Genomic DNA, 14,942 nt, shown 5'->3' on the forward strand with positions numbered 1-14,942 from the left:
GCTGCCATGATGGACGCAATCACCGATCCGCTCGTGCGCGTGGCGGAGGCCATGCAGACGTTCGTCGCCGAGTCCGAAATGCGGCTCGTGCACGTCGTCACCAACGAACCGCTGCGGCTCGCGGTGCTGGAACATACCGCCGCGATGGAGCATCACGGCGAAAACGACCGGCCTTTCTTCGTCCTGGAGGCGCCCGTCGAGGTCGACGACGACGGGTGGGCGATTCGTGCCGAGGAGCTGCGCGACGACATGGACGACCTGCGTGCGCGGCTCATCGCTGCAAACGAGGGTGTCGTCGTGGACGCCATGCCGAGCGCGAAAGGCGCGCCTTCGGCGCTCGGGGCCTTCGGGCTCGAGCTCGCCGCCGCAATCGAGTGTTTGCACGCTCCGCTCGCAGGGCTCGTCGTCGTGCTCTCGCCGCTCTGGGTGCGCGACGGCAAGCGATGGCTCGACGATGTGACGGCGCTCGTCGAACGCCCCGAGCTCGCACGGGTTCGCTGGGTGATCGTCGACATCGAGGAGCCCGTGTGCAGGCCGCTCGCGGCGGAGCTCGGCGAGCTTGCGCTCGTCGTGGACGCGCGCGTTTCCCGCGAGGCCGTGCGCGCGGAGCTCGGGAGGACGCTCTCGAACGCTGCGTCAGCGCCCGAGGGGGCGGCGGGCATGCAGCTCGCCGGCTGCGCGGGCCCGGACGAGCGCCCGCCACCTCGCATCGACAAGCCCGTGCCACTCACGAAGGAGCAGGCGCAGAGTTTCGCCGAGCAATACAATGTACCATCCGCCAGCTTGCTCATTGGCCCCATGCAGGAGGTACGTCGCCTCGTCCTCGGCGCGGGCGCGGCGATGATGGGCGGGGACGCGGGCGCCGCGGTGACGAAGATGCGGGAGGCGCGCGCGGCGTGTCGCGGCATGGGGCTCGGGAAGCTCTCGGTCCTGATGTCGCTCGTCATGGGCGGGTATGCAATGCAGGGACATGCGCCGGACACCGCGGCGGCGATCTTCCGCGAGGCGCGCGTCGACGCGGAAGCGCAGAAGGCACCGGAGCTCGCGGCGCAGGCGCAGATCGCGCTCGCCGCGGGGCTCTTCGCGGCGAAGAAGACCGAGGAGGCCGCCCTGGCGTACGCCGAAGCCGGCCAGCTCGCGGCAGCCTCGGGCGCGCGAATGCTCGCGGTCGAGGCATATCGCATGTGCGGGCAGCTCGTGGCAGCGCAGGGCGACTTTCCACATGCGGGGCAAGCATTCTGGAGGGCGATCGAAATCGCGAGCGACGGTGAGCCGGAAGAGTGGTGCCTTTCGAGTGCGCCGGAAGCGGCGCGGGCACTCGCCGCGCTCTTCCGGAACCATGACCGACCCGAGACGGCAGAGTGCCTGGAGAGGCTCGCCGTCGAGATGGAAACGATGGGTGAGAGCGAAAAGGACACGCCGGAGGTGATGGCCCATGCTTGCTAGCACGATGTTCGATCCCGTGATCGGCCTCGATCTGCACGTCGTGGGCATCCCGGCGCCTCCCTCACCCGTGCCCATCCCGACGCCCGTGCCGATGCCATTCGTGGGGCTCGTCTTCGATCCCGTCGGCCTCGCGGTCTGCGCCGCCGTGGGCATGGCGGCGGGAGGCGGCCCGGGGCTCGTCCTGATCAATGGCATGCCCGCCACGAATACCGGTACGAATGCGACGAACTTCCTCACGCTGCCGCACCTCCCCGCGCCCGGGGTGACGTTCGTCCCGCCGCCGAGCCCCGGGAACAACGCGGAGCTCATTTTTGGCTCGCTCGGCATCACGCTCGGCGGGAGCCTCGGCGTTCGGCTCGGGGACGTGGCGCTCTCGTGCAGCGAGCCAGTGCGTATGCCAACGAGCGCGGTGCTCGCGGTGCCGAAGGGCGCGCCCGTGCTCATCAATCGGCCGATGGTCCCGGACGCGAAAGGCATCGCATTCGCGGCGGGCGTGCGCGCCGGTATGCGTGCGCTCGGGAGAGCCGTGCGCGCGGGGGGCAAGCTCTTCCGTTCGTTTCGGCAGATGCAGAAGCGCAGCGCGGCGTGGGGGCAGCTCAGCCAAGGGCTCCGCAAGGCCGTCGATCACGCGGCGCCGCTACGCTTCCGCGACCGCATCAAGCGCGAGATCTGCTTCGCCACGGGGCACCCCGTGGAGGTGGCCACGGGCCGCGTGTTCACTGATTGCGTGGATCTCGCGCTCCCTGGACCCATCCCCCTCGTCTTCGAGCGGGTCTACTCGTCGTCCCTCTCGTGGCGTAAGGGGCCGCTCGGGTATGGCTGGTCGCATAGCCTGGATCAATCGGTATGGTGTGAGCGTGGCAAGGCGGTCTATCGAGCCGAGGACGGGCGGGAGATCGAGTTTTTGCTCGGCCACCTGCCCGATCGACTTATCCGCACGGGGGACCGCGTGTATGAGCCAACGAACCGCCTCACCTTGAAGGCATGCGGCGAGCACCGATGGGAGATCGAGGGGATCGACGGGCTCGTGCACGAATTCGCTCCAGCGGATGGAGACGATTCGGGCCGTGCAAGGCTCGCGCGGATCGCCACGAAGGACGGGCATGCCATCGAGTGTCTGTACGACCGGAAGGGTCGCCTCTCGCGGGTTATCGATAGCGGCGGGCGAACGCTGCGCTTCGGATACGACGGGGCGGACAGGCTGCGGGAGATCAAGGTGCCGCATCCGCGCGAGGGATTGATCCGGCACGTGAAGTACGAATTTGACGCGGAGAGCAATCTTGCTAGGGCGGTCGACGCACTCGGGAACGCGCACGCCTACGCGTACAAGGGGCACCTGCTCGTCAAGGAAACCGACCGCGCGGGCCTTTCGTTCTACTTCCAATACGATGGGAATGGGCACTTCGCGAAGTGCGTCCGCACTTGGGGCGACGGCGGCATCCACGATCATGTGATCCACTACGACGAGAAGAACCGGAGGACGATCGTCGTGGATAGCCTCGGCTTCGCCACGATGTATCAGCGCGACGAACTTGGAAACGTCGTCGCCGTCACGAATCCGATGATGAACGTGGCGCAGTATGGCTACGATCCGGAGAGCGGGCAGGAGGCGTCCATCACGGATCCGCTCGGGCGCGAGGAAAAGCGCGAATACGATGCGCGCGGGAACGTCGTGGCCATCGTGCGGCCGGACGGGACGCGCGTGGAGCTGTCGTACGAGCGGGATCGCCCGGTGCGCGTCGTGGACGAGGTCGGTGGTGTGTGGCGCTATCGATACGACGGCGCGGGGCGAATGCGCGCAGCCATCAATCCGCTTGGGGAGCAGACGCGTTATCGATGGTCGCGCGGCCTTCTGCGCGAGGTTACCGATCCCATGGGCGGCAAGGTTGCGCTCTCCTACGACGAAGCGAAGAGCATTGCAGGGATCCGGTATCCAAACGGCGGCGACGAGCGGCTCGTACACGACGAGCTCGGGCGCGTCGTGGAGCATCGGGATGCGCGGGGCGAGGTCACGAGGGTTCGTCGGGACGCGCTCGGACGCGTGGTCGAGGTCGAGTCGCCGGACGGGAACCATGCGCGCATCCGCCACGACGCGGAGGGCAACGTCCTGGAGGTGTCGGATCACGCGCGCCGCGTGAAGTTTGCCTACGCGGGGTTTCACTGGCGCGCGCTCCGCGAAGATGATGGGGCGGCCGTCCGGATGCGGTACGATACCGAAGGCCGCATGATGGCGATCGAGAACGAAGCCGGAGAGGAGCACGCGTTCGTCCGCGATCCGTGCGGCCGTGTCGTCGCCGAGCGTGGCTTCGAGGGACGAACGACCCGGTACACGCTGGACGCGGCGGGGCAGGTCGTGAAGGCGCGCAGGGAGAGCGGCAAGCTCGTGACCTACGACCGCGACGCGCTTGGCCGGGTGACGTGCGTGCGCTACGCCGACGGCACGGCGGAGCGGTTCGCCTATCGCGCAGATGGCATGCTCGTCGAGGCCGCGAACGACACGATGCGCGTGTCCTTCGAGCGCGACGCGATGGGCCGCGTCGTGCGCGAGGTGCAGGGCGCGCACACCGTCGAGCGGCGGTACGACGGGCGCGGGCAGCTCGCGGAGGTCTCGTCGTCGCTAGGGTTCGACGGGGCGTTCTTGCGCGACGCCGCGGGGGAGCTCGCGGGGATCTCGCTCGGGACGGGCATCGATCGCTGGCGTGCGGAGATCGTGCGCGACGGAGCCGGGCTCGAAGCGGAGCGGCGGTTGCCAGGCGGGATTGCGGTGCGGACGCGGCGTGATCGAATGGGGCGCGTCGCGGAGACGGCATTCCTGGATGATCTGCGGGAAGTGCGGCGAATTCGGTATCTGTGGGCGCCAGGCGATCTGCTGAAAGAGCGCAACGATTCGGCGCGGGGGACGGCGCGGTACACGCATGACTTGCGCGCGAGGCTCACGGCCGCGGAGGAGCCGGGCGTCGGCGTGCGGTGGCGAAGGCCAGGGGCGACGGGGAACCTCCAAAAGGCGGTGGAGGGCGAGCCGCAGCAGTACGGCAAGGGCAGCGTTCTGCTCGAATCCGAGGGGGTGCGGTTCGAGCACGATCGCGATGGGAATCGAACGGCGAAGGTGCTCCCGGGCGGGCGGCGCGAGAAGTACACGTGGAACGAAGCTGGCCGGCTCGTCGCGGTGACGAAGGTCGACGGGACCGTCGTGCGATTCGCGTACGACGCGCTCGGGAGGCGCGTGCGGAAAGCGTCGCCCGCGGACGAGCGGGTGTGGATTTGGGACGGCGATGTGCCGCTGCACGAACTCTCGCTGCGGGAGGGGCCGACGACGTGGATCTTCGAGCCGGGGACGTTCACGCCAACCGTGAAGGTGCAGGGGATGCGGCGGTGGGCGATCGTCGCGGATCAGGTGGGCGCGCCGTGCGCGGTGTTCGATGAGTGGGGAGGCGTCGCCTGGCAGGGAGCCGTGAACGTGTTCGGGCGGGTCGCGGTCGAGGTGGAGAAGACGGCGGTCCCGTGGAGGTTTCCGGGGCAGTATGAGGATGCCGAGACGGGGCTCTGTTACAATCGGTTCAGGTATTACGACCCGGAGACGGGGAGGTATATCAGTAAGGATCCGATTGGGCTCGCGGGTGGGATTGAGGCGTATGCGTATGTCGAGGATCCGCTCGCGTGGATCGACCCGCTCGGGCTTGCAGGCGAGATCGTCTGGGTTCGCACCGTCCACGAGGCCAAGTCACGCGCCGCAGAATTTGCGCAAGTTCCCAGGGTATCGAGGGGCGGAGTTGAGATCCCTGTCCAAAACCTAAACCAATCCAGCCGCGGAGAAAATTTCCAGGCCCTCAATATCCGATCAAGCAACAGGGTCGCCGAGGGAAAGTCTCCCCTGAGTCTCGGACGGGCCAAGATTGGGCCTACCGGTTTGAGAGAACAGTACTGGGAACTGCATCCGGATGGTCACCCCGACGATCCAACACCCGTGCACCATAATTATCCACACGTTCACGCACGAAATGCGGCGGGGGACGAGCGGGTCTTCGTCTCTCAAAAGAAGAAAATGGGCAAGTGTACATGAAAGAGGTGGCACAATGAAAAGCGAATTGCACGGGGTCTACGTCGCGCGCCACCAGGCGCCCACCAGCGCAAACTCTTCGCTTTGGGTCGACAACGTAACGGCAACAAATGCCACGTTCACGTTTGTATATCGTCGAGCGGACCGTGGCGCAACAGGATTCCGGGCCGATACACTTGCAGGCCGAGTCTTGTTACCATTTGTGCAGTCGTGTTGGGTATACGACACAAAATTAGGCGCCTTTCGCCACGGTGTTCGACAGCCCGAGGGTGCTTTCGACGCTGTGCCGCGGCTTGCAGTCCGCGAGCCCGACGCGGAATTGCAGGCGGAGAATGACCAACTCGCGCCGTACTGTCTAGCCGTGAAGAAGTTCGCATTACAGCAGCGGCTCAGGCGTGCCGCCATACAGCCGGAGACGCCATTGCTGATCACGCTCGGTCTGGGGAATTTTTCGTCTGAGTCCCGTGACCTACTAGACTACCTCCGCAGCCATTGCAGTTTCATGCTTGTGGGTGAGACATCGGAATGGGGGGCGTACTTCTACGCGGTAAACGGGGCCGAGAATGCCAAAGACTTCATGAAAAAACTTTTCGACCAATCTGGCGTTCCGACATACGAGGTAGAGAGGGAGCGTGATCTACCAGTGTGGTGAAAGCGAGCCCCCGGGGTCCTACCTGCCCGGCACTTCGACACGATCACGGGTGCTGGAGTCGCACCATGTCCAATGATGTATACGGATTCGTAGCAACGCAGCATCCAAATGAAACGCGCGCATTCCTTGAAGCCGCAGCCAGCAGGAGAAACATCGGCGTAAAATTTATCATGGCGGACGAACTCTTCAACTTTCCGCCGGAGGTTCTCCCAACCGGCAATCATGTCGCGTTTGTTGTCGGCGATCGCGGTGGGAAAGAGTCGGCGGACTACCTTACGGATATGGTCGACTATGCACCTGGTGCGCTGGAGGGACTGTCCGCATCAGGGGAACAGCGATTGAGTCTGCTGGTAGATTGGATTGAAGAGATCGGGCGACACCGGGCAACCGAATGGATCTACATCGCGATGACGGAGTGTAGCGAAATTGAATCACACGAACGCGTTGGCCTCGACGGATTACGCGGCCAACTGATGTCGGATTTTCGGCAACACGCGCCACCTAATCGGCTATACGTGGTATCAGCGTGAGTGCACCCAATCGAGGGCCTGAAGCTTATCGATCGGCGCCCACCGCGGGCAACAATGGTCGGTGTGAATCGGCGCAGGGCGGGCACCGCGCCATCCCCACTCGCGCGCCCTGGACGGATTCTACCGGCCAGGAATGGCCTCCCCGATGCTTTCTATTCCCTTGGGACGTGCACTGACCGTAGGGGAAACGACCCGATCGCCCGTACCATCGAAGCAATCATGGCCGAATCCACCCGTCGGCAGCTCAAGGTCGACGTTCCGCCCGAAATGAAAGTTCAGCTCAAGCACGAGGCGGTGGAGCTCGACATCCCGCTAAAGCAGTATTTTCGGCGGATCCTGGATTACCGCCTGCCTTGGGATGTAATGAACAAGATAGACGAGCGAGCGAAGCTCGAGGGCCTGAATGGCCCGGCGTACCTCCTAAAAGTCCTCAAACAAGCGGGCGTCCTCGACAAGTAAAAGGGCACAAGGACACCGAGTCCCTTGGACACTTGTGTCCTCGCGGCTATGGTTATGCCCATGCCGGATCGCCCGCGTCTCCTTTATAAGGGACAACCGACCGAGCCTAAGAGCATCGACCCGCGCGCCCCCGCCTACGCCGTCCGGCAGCTCGTGCAGCAGGACGGCCGCGAGGCTCCGCGGGCGCTCTACGAGGCGTTCGACGCCTACAACGCTGCGTATTTCGCCGGCGCGCTGAAGCAGTCGCTCATCCTGATGACGACGCCCGCTTCACCGCGGGCCGAGGGCGACTACGTCGCGCAGGACGTCCACGGGATTCCGAGCCGCATCCGGATTGCTCCGCGGTGTGAGCGGCACGGACTCCTGTATCTCCAGGATGTACTCCTTCACGAAATGGTACATGCCTGGCAGGCGGAGTTCCTCGACGACCTGGAAAACGGGTACAAAGGCCACGGGCCGAAGTTCTGCCGGAAGGCGAACGAGATTGGGGCCAAGCTCGGGCTCGGGCCCGTGGCGCCGAAGGGGCGCGGAGGACTCCCGCGGCCCGATTTCTGGCCGTCGAACGTGCGCCCATCGGGGTACTACGGGGCCCAGCTCCCCGCGCCCGGGGGGCGGCGCCGCAGTGCGCGCACGCGTGCGGACGGTGCCGACGGGGGGCCGATCTCCACCGTGTCGGATCCGCTCTTGGAGGGGCTGGGCGAGGTCGACCGGCAACTCGTGGCGGTGCTCGCGAAGGCGACGGGGCGGCCCCCTGGGGCGCTGATCGGCGCGTGGGCTCGTGAGCATGCGCAGGCACTGGCATCCGCCAGTCCAGCCATTGCTGCGTTGGTCGCAGGTATCGAGGCGTGAGTCGACGAAAAAGGATTGTGCGCCTGCTGGTGATCGTGGCGCTCGTGGTCCTGCCAGGAGGGACCCTCCTCGCGGGCCTCGTTGTGGTCGTGCGCCGATTACACCGAGCGCATGCTCGACGACTTGGTTCGTTTCAAACGATTGAATGGAGAGAGCTGAATTGCAGCTTCCGACGAAGAAGTTTTTGCTCGAGATGGCCGATTTGTTGTGGCGCCGCGCTCTGGATCGCATCCCCGCCGAAGCGCTCATGGAGGACGACGCCGGGCTGATGGATGCCCTTCGCGAACCCGCTTTGTGCCACGGGGACCCGCGCAGGAACGCGAACTCGATCTCGTTTTGACGATCGAGACGATGGCCTCCTGCTACGACGGCCAGATCGCCCTGATGAGCCTTCCTCGGTGGGCCCAATGCGGGTATCCGGAGATCCAGCTCCCGGAGACGTACGCCGCTGCGCTACTCGCCACGACCGTGACCGAGGAAGTGCTGGCATGCGTGCGCCCTCCATTCCGGGTCTTTTTGATCGAGGTGCCGAATGGTCTGCTCACGATTGACACGGAGCAGGGCCAGTCCCCCGTGCGGGTCATTCTCGTCCATCACGAGCCCAAGAGCGAGAAGTGGGCCTACGCAGCGTGGACCGCATCGCCCGCGTGCCTGTGGCGGTTCGGGGTGACGACCGCCCAGCTCTTGCCGCCTTCGTTGCCCGAGCACGATCTCACCGAGATGTCGATCTTCCCGATGACGGTGACCGAGCGTGACGAGCGTGTGGCGGCGCTTATTGGTCGGCTCATCGTCAATACGTGTCTCGCAATGAGCGATCCCGTGCGCGTGCGTGCGCCGGCTCCGGCGGGCCCGCGGGGCGCGAGGAGGAAGGCCGATGCGCGGCGCGGGGGTGAGGTGCCGCGAACGATGATCTTCCGGGTAGGCAAGCCGCTCGAGAAGGACTTCCGACCGGCGGTGCGTGACTACCTCGAAGGGCGGAAGCGCAACCTGAGCGTGCAGACGCTCGTCGCGGGGCACTGGAAGATGCAGCCGCATGGCCCTGGGTTTTCGTTGCGGCGGTTGATCTACGTCGAGCCGTACTGGCGCGGGGATGTGGATGCTCCGATCCATGTGCGGCCGATTCGGCTCGGGTGAATGCAATGTCCGAAAATCCCCTCTCGGCGCTGCATCGGAGGCGCATCGAGGCGTTGTACATCGCGCACTCCGCCACGATTCGTGCGAAGCTGCAATGGCTTGGTTTCGGTGGCCAGACGCTCGAAGACCTCCACCAGGAGGTTTTTATCATCGCGATGCGCCATGCCGAGGAGCTCCGCGACGACGCGAGGGCATGGCTCGTCAAGGTTGCCCGAGGTGTCGTCGTCAATTACCTACGGCGCCGCCGAGAGGTACTCGTTGGGGAGGCAGGGCTCGACAGGCTCTCCACAGCAGCCGATCCGGAGGTCCGTGAGATCCTGCGTCGCGGGCTCGATGCGCTTGGCGACGTGGAGCGGCAGTTCGTGCTTCGTTACGATCTGTATGGCGAAACGATTGCCGAAATCGCGCGCGACTTCGGCATGACAGCGGAGCGGGCGTACGCGCGCGTGCGAGCCGCTCGGAAGCGGCTACGGCGGGCCATCGAAGAAGACGAATGCGCCTGGCCCGACGAGTAAGGCGCGGATGTTCACGCAAACAAAGCCCCGAGCCCCACGGGTCGCGCTCGTGGGATGCTCGGTACGAAAGCTCGACCGCGGAGCGCCCGCGCGTGAGTTCTACACGTCGGCCCTGTTCCGCGCGGCAGTTGCGTACGCCGAAGCGAAGTGCGACGCCGTGCGCGTCGTGTCCGCGCTTTACGGCGCCGTCGAGCTCGACGCGTGGCTCGAGCCGTACGACCGGAACCTCCGGGCTTTCGGCAAGCGGGACCGCGAAGGATGGGGCGTGCGAACGGTCGCCGAGGTGATCGGTGGGTTTGCCGTTCCCCCTCTGCTCGTCGTGCTTGCGGGGCAGGTCTACGCGGATGCGCTGGTCTTTGGTGCCCACTGGCACAACCTTCCCAGGCCCGAGGAGCCGCTGCGGGGCGTGAAGGGGTGTGGGGCGCGGGTGGCGTGGCTCAAGGAACGAACGCCCCGTCAGCAGCAGATTGCGGGCGTCCGCTGCTCGTGATCCCTCTGTCTCTTGCAGACTTGCAGGCGGGCACCGCATCGCCGATCCTTGCAGGTCCTCGCTGCAACGTTCGGTTGCGCTGCAACCGTTCCACGCAGCGGGCGCGGGTCGGGGCGGTTAGAACCCGACCGTCCGCGGCGCAGCGCGTGCCCGGAGGAGGCGAAGAGATGACGCTGGGAGAACGGCTCAAGGGGTTCGTGGGAGAGCGCAAGCAGGCCGCGCTCGCGGCTGAGTGGCTCGAGCGCTGGTCGGAGCGCAAGGAGGCACGCAAGGGGAAGGGCTGGACCCTCGATACCGTCACGTCGAGCTTCAGCCGGTGCTTCAACGATCAACCCGAAGGGGTGCGATTCTTCTTCGGAGATCGGGCGCGCGCCGTACTCCTGTTCGAGGTGCTCGCGGTCCCGCCCGAGGAGCGCGACGAGCTGCTCGTGCTCGCGGATCTCGCCATGAAGACGGGCGCAGCTCGGCCGGCGCAGCTCGTCGTCGACCTCACGGCGTGGACCGGAGACCGAGATCTGAGCGACGCCCTCTTCCTTGCTGTGGAGAAGCAGATCCTCGAACCCCACCGCAAGCTGCTCCCGGTCGTCCTGGTCATGACCGAGGAGCAGTATCGATGGTTGCCGCGCACGTTCGACGACTTCGGTGACGATGTACGCAAGGAGCGCGTGAAGGAGTGCGAGCGCGCCCGGGAGCGAGTCATGGCGCTCGCGGAGGATCAAGGGCTCGTCCTCGCCCCCTACCCGTTACCCGTGTTCGAGCGGTGGGTCGCCACGAGCTTTCGTGGTCGTGAGCTCCGTTTCGAGCCTGCGGACGCGTTGGCGGTGTTTGCCGAGCGGGGGGAGCTCCCGCGGTTACCGGCGGTCGAGCACGATCTCGCTTCGCTCGGCGGGATCGAACCCGCGAGCGAGCCGCTGCCGGAGGATCCGCTCGCCTTGCGGCGCTTGATGGTCGATCTCTGCGTCGAGGAGCGCGTGAGCGCCATGAAGCAGAGCGCAGCGGTTCGGCTGGGCTGGGCCCACAAGCTGGGCATCACGGTCACGTCGACGGAGCGGGAGCGCATCGAGGCGGAGATATCGGCGCTCGACGCGCGGCTCGAGATCGATGCAGAGCCCGGTGACGAGGCGGCGCTCGAAGGTTTGCTCGCGCGGGCTCGTCGACGCCCCGTCGAGACGACCGCGATGCGAGTTGGGGACGTGATTCATATCCTCAATCCAACGGCGCAGTCTCTCGAGGTCGAGAGCCATCCTCGCATTACCGTGCACCGCATTGATGTGCCGGTTCCGGCGCTGGTTCGGCTGCTGAACGAGCTCGATACCTGGACCGAGGACGATCTGCTCGACGATCCGCTGCTTGAGCACGTCGTGGAGCGGCTTGATCCCAGGGGCGAGGAGCGGCTCGCGATGCTGCATGCCCGGGCCCAGGTGATGGTGTCCCGTACGACGCGGCTGCGTGGAGGCGAGCGCGTGGACGACTGGAAAACGCCGCTTGGGGCGCTGCTCGCGGAGGACCCTCCGGAGGCGATGTTGCGGTTGCATGGCGTTGACAACCAAGACGACTATAACCGACAAAAGGAGAATGCGCGACGATTTTTACTCAGGAAACAGGGCGGGTGGGCGAACGATGAAAATACCGACAAACGGCTTCGACACGCCGTGCCCCTTGACGACCTCATCGTGTCTCGAGAGGACCAGGTTCTCGGGTGCAAATGGTCCAATGAAGACAAGGTTACTGAGCGAAAAGGCGTGCAGCAAATCGTGCTGGAGAGCGATCCCATCCGGGCACGCGATCCAGCCCATTGGCTGGATCTTCTGGAGTGCTCGGCCGCGTGTGGTGGCCATTCACTCGATGGGTTCGCCATTGTCCAGCGCTTCGGTGGTTCCGTGCTCGGCAATTCGCCGTCCTGGGAGAACGAGGTGACGAACCTCGGAACGGTTTTCTGGCGCGAAGCGGATCGGGAACTCGCCCTCGCTTGGCTCTCGCTTCGCCGTTCGCTCGGCGGAGAATCGATTCGATTGCGTGACGGATCGATGCTTGCGCTCCTTGGTGGCGGAATCTTCGCGGAGTTCACAGTTCGCCAGCATTCGTCACGCATGAAACGGAGCGGTACTCGCGCAAGCCTGCTGTTGCCCGTGTACTACGAGACTGCCAAACTACGGTCGGGTGAATGGGCTTTACGGTGGCACCCGCAGCCCCTGACGATCCCCATCGTCTCCCATCTGGCCGAGACGACGAGCCGGTACGACGCCTCCACGCACATCGGCCCCAGCCTCCCGCGTGCCATTCGTCTGGAAGGGCACGGCATCGTCGCGGACGTCACGTTCCGCTACTCCCCTCTCTTCACGTCGCCCGGGCAGGGCCTCGCTCCGAGCATCGCCGCTGCTGCCGCGGCGGCGTCGGCGACCAACGCCTCCGCTACCGACGACGACGACCGGCGGCGACGGGATTGACCCAACCTCCCCTCCCATCGTAACCATCTCAGGGTGCAAGACCTGTCCACGGCAACGCTCTCCGAGCTCGTCCTGAAGCTGCAACGCCCCGGCGTGGACATGTTCGAGCAGCAGCTCCTGCGCGGAGCCATCACCCAGCGGGGCGTCGACGCGGCTCGCGAGCTCCTGAACTTCATCGCGCAGGATGCGCCGCTCGTCGAGGGGCTTCTCCGGGATACGCTCAAGGGTATCCGAGACGAACCCGCCCGGGAGCGGATCCGCAACGAGCTCGAGCGTCGCATCGAGCCCAACCACGAGCCCCCGGTTCGACGTGTCTGCATGCGCCTCCTCGGCACCCACTTCCCGCAAGCCACGCACGTCGGCGCGCGCCTGCTCGACTTTGCTGCCAGCAGCGCCACCGAGACGCGCGACATGCGCATGGATGCCCTCAAAGCCACCGTGAAGTTCCTTGCTACCGCGACGCTCGGCAGCCGCATGGTCAGGCTGCTCGACGATGCGGATCCCAGCATCGTCGCCGAGGTGCTGAACGCTCTGCCTGCCTACCAGCCGGTCCTGGAGCCCAGAGACGTGGTCGGGAAGCTCCATGCGCTCGTCAGTCTCGGTTCCACCTCGGAGATCAAGTACACCGCAATCGAGCTGCTCGGGCGTTTCGGGGACATCGACGCGTTCGAGCGCGTTTGCCTCCAGCCACTGCACCATGAGCGGGAGCGGCTCGCGGTCCAGATCATGGTCGGGCACCTGCTCTCCAAGCCACGCAACGTGCTCGCGTTGGCACCCAAGACGTTCGAGCTCCTCGTGAAGCAACTCCTCGAAAAAATGGGTTACGAGGGGGTCGAGGAGCAGAATAAGGGGAGCTGTGACGGCGGCGTCGACGTCACAGCGTGGACCACGGAAGTTCGCGTGAATGGCCCTCAAAGGGTCAAGGTGGTCGTCCAGTGCAAACGCTACAGCCCGAGCAATCTGGTCGGGGCGGATGTCGTGCGCAAGATGGTCGATTCGCTCCGGGCGCAGGGAGCCGCACGAGGGGTCATCATTACCACGTCTGCATTCCAGCCCGCGGCCCTGGAGTTCCACCGCGACCACCAATACATCGAGCTCATCAACGGGCAGCAGCTCCAGACACAGCTCGACACGTACTTCGAGGGCACGTTCCGCGTGGGCGAGCTTGCCATCAAGGCGAGCCGTTCTACTTGATGGCGATAGCCGCTCCCTCTGCTCGCCCAGGCCCGCTACCTAAGCATTAGATGCAATTATAACACTTCGTTTCCGAAGGAATCGGCGTACGTCCGCAGTCGGTACATTTGTTGGGTCGCCGGATCCAGCTCGAATGAGTCGGTCTTGCAGGGAGAGGGAAATTTTTGTTTCGAATGATATTCATAATATGAGAATTAGCCTTGCGCGATTTGTGCATGCACTAGCTCCTTGGTTTTTGGCGGCGATGCATCCGAGGCTCGGGAGTATCCCTGCACAGAACGCAACGTTGCCAAAAGCCGTCACATTTTAAGAACGAATAAAGGACTGTCAAGGGGGGCACAATCGCATTTGTCCTTGGCACGGCTCCTGCAATGCTCTAGAGCGCGTGTGGATCGGCTTACGATATTGGCCTCTTGATCCCGAGCCTTCTCCCGTCGTAACCTCCCCCACCCCTCGATGCCCCACGTCCCGGACGCCATCCTCGACCAGATCCTCGCCCTCCAGTTCACCGTCGCCTGGGCCGGCGAGGGCCTCTGCGAGCCCCGACGTCTGGGCTGGTGGGAGACGGACCTCGTTGACGAAGCGGGCGGCGGGGACCTCTTCGCGCGTCTCACCCCGCGCACCCGGGCGTGGGCTTCCCTCGAAGCGGTCCGGGAGGCGGCGCGGCGCGTGGACGCGAAGGCGCGGGGGAAGTTGGCGGACCCGGATAGCGTGCGGTCCCTGTTTTTTCTTGGGTTCGAGATCGACGAGCAGCTCGGGGACCGGCTTGCGGTATTGAAGCGAGACGAGGAGAACCCGAGCCCTGCCAAGGTGCTGGCTTTGCCCCTTTCGTTGGATGCTGAGTTCTCGCGTGACAAGCTCACGCGCGTGCTCGCCCCGGCCGGCGAGGAGAAGTTTGCCGTGACGCCCGCAGGTAGGCAGCTCAAGGGGCCGATGCCCAAGGAGCCCGAGGTCCTGGTGCGTCGACTGGCCGCCGCCCTCGTTCCCCTCGCAGAGCAGTATCCGCTGCCCTACTTCCAGGCCGAACGATGAGGGACGCTCTGGCAGCTTCGCCTCCGCCCACACGTCCTCCCTCGTCGCCGCCCGACAAACCCACGGACGAGCGCGAGGTTCATTCGAGGCTTCTGCGCCTGGCGCTCGCCGTGGAGGAGTCGCGGGCATACTGGGAG

The 14,942-nt window shown here is 65.3% G+C and carries 12 protein-coding genes; all 12 read left to right on the plus strand.

What is annotated here, in order from left to right:
* The first annotated feature begins 6 nt into the window (after positions 1-6).
* The 12 genes from QHF89_RS35770 to brxE all read left to right on the plus strand — a co-directional run bounded on the left by QHF89_RS35770 (position 7) and on the right by brxE (position 14,805).
* On the plus strand, positions 7-1,446 hold the full coding sequence (locus QHF89_RS35770; RefSeq protein ID WP_136971432.1) for a hypothetical protein: 1,440 nt from the start codon (positions 7-9) through the stop codon (positions 1,444-1,446).
* On the plus strand, positions 1,436-5,506 hold the full coding sequence (locus QHF89_RS35775; protein WP_136971433.1) for an RHS repeat-associated core domain-containing protein: 4,071 nt from the start codon (positions 1,436-1,438) through the stop codon (positions 5,504-5,506). The genes QHF89_RS35770 and QHF89_RS35775 overlap by 11 nt, the downstream gene beginning before the upstream one ends.
* Before the next feature lie 358 nt (positions 5,507-5,864).
* Entirely contained in the window at positions 5,865-6,155 is a 291-nt protein-coding gene (locus QHF89_RS35780) for a hypothetical protein (RefSeq protein ID WP_136971434.1), read from the plus strand.
* Between the two features lie 65 nt (positions 6,156-6,220).
* Positions 6,221-6,685 carry a hypothetical protein gene (locus QHF89_RS35785; RefSeq protein ID WP_136971435.1) on the plus strand — a complete coding sequence of 155 codons (465 nt, stop codon included), beginning with the start codon at positions 6,221-6,223 and terminating at the stop codon, positions 6,683-6,685.
* A 219-nt stretch (positions 6,686-6,904) separates the two neighbouring features.
* On the plus strand, positions 6,905-7,144 hold the full coding sequence (locus QHF89_RS35790; protein ID WP_136971436.1) for a hypothetical protein: 240 nt from the start codon (positions 6,905-6,907) through the stop codon (positions 7,142-7,144).
* Positions 7,145-7,204: 60 nt separating this feature from the next.
* Complete coding sequence (locus QHF89_RS35795; protein ID WP_284721355.1) at positions 7,205-7,993, plus strand: SprT-like domain-containing protein; 789 nt, start codon at positions 7,205-7,207, stop codon at positions 7,991-7,993.
* Positions 7,994-8,344: 351 nt separating this feature from the next.
* Positions 8,345-9,127 (plus strand): AcrVA2 family anti-CRISPR protein, encoded by a 783-nt coding sequence (locus tag QHF89_RS35800; RefSeq protein WP_136971438.1) that lies wholly within the window; start codon positions 8,345-8,347, stop codon positions 9,125-9,127.
* Between the two features lie 5 nt (positions 9,128-9,132).
* Positions 9,133-9,642: a sigma-70 family RNA polymerase sigma factor gene (locus QHF89_RS35805; RefSeq protein WP_136971439.1), complete on the plus strand. Its 510-nt coding sequence runs from the start codon at positions 9,133-9,135 to the stop codon at positions 9,640-9,642.
* Between the two features lie 7 nt (positions 9,643-9,649).
* Positions 9,650-10,132 carry a DUF6884 domain-containing protein gene (locus QHF89_RS35810; RefSeq protein WP_136971440.1) on the plus strand — a complete coding sequence of 161 codons (483 nt, stop codon included), beginning with the start codon at positions 9,650-9,652 and terminating at the stop codon, positions 10,130-10,132.
* 74 nt (positions 10,133-10,206) lie between these two features.
* Positions 10,207-12,579: a hypothetical protein gene (locus QHF89_RS35815; RefSeq protein ID WP_136971441.1), complete on the plus strand. Its 2,373-nt coding sequence runs from the start codon at positions 10,207-10,209 to the stop codon at positions 12,577-12,579.
* A 33-nt stretch (positions 12,580-12,612) separates the two neighbouring features.
* Complete coding sequence (locus tag QHF89_RS35820) at positions 12,613-13,773, plus strand: restriction endonuclease (RefSeq protein ID WP_136971442.1); 1,161 nt, start codon at positions 12,613-12,615, stop codon at positions 13,771-13,773.
* 456 nt (positions 13,774-14,229) lie between these two features.
* Positions 14,230-14,805, plus strand: coding sequence for a BREX-6 system BrxE protein (gene brxE, locus QHF89_RS35825; RefSeq protein ID WP_136971443.1), 576 nt, complete (start codon positions 14,230-14,232; stop codon positions 14,803-14,805).
* Positions 14,806-14,942: the final 137 nt, after the last annotated feature.

It is taken from the genome of Polyangium sorediatum, assembly GCF_029946465.1.
Taxonomy (GTDB): Bacteria; Myxococcota_A; Polyangia; order Polyangiales; family Polyangiaceae; genus Polyangium; species Polyangium fumosum.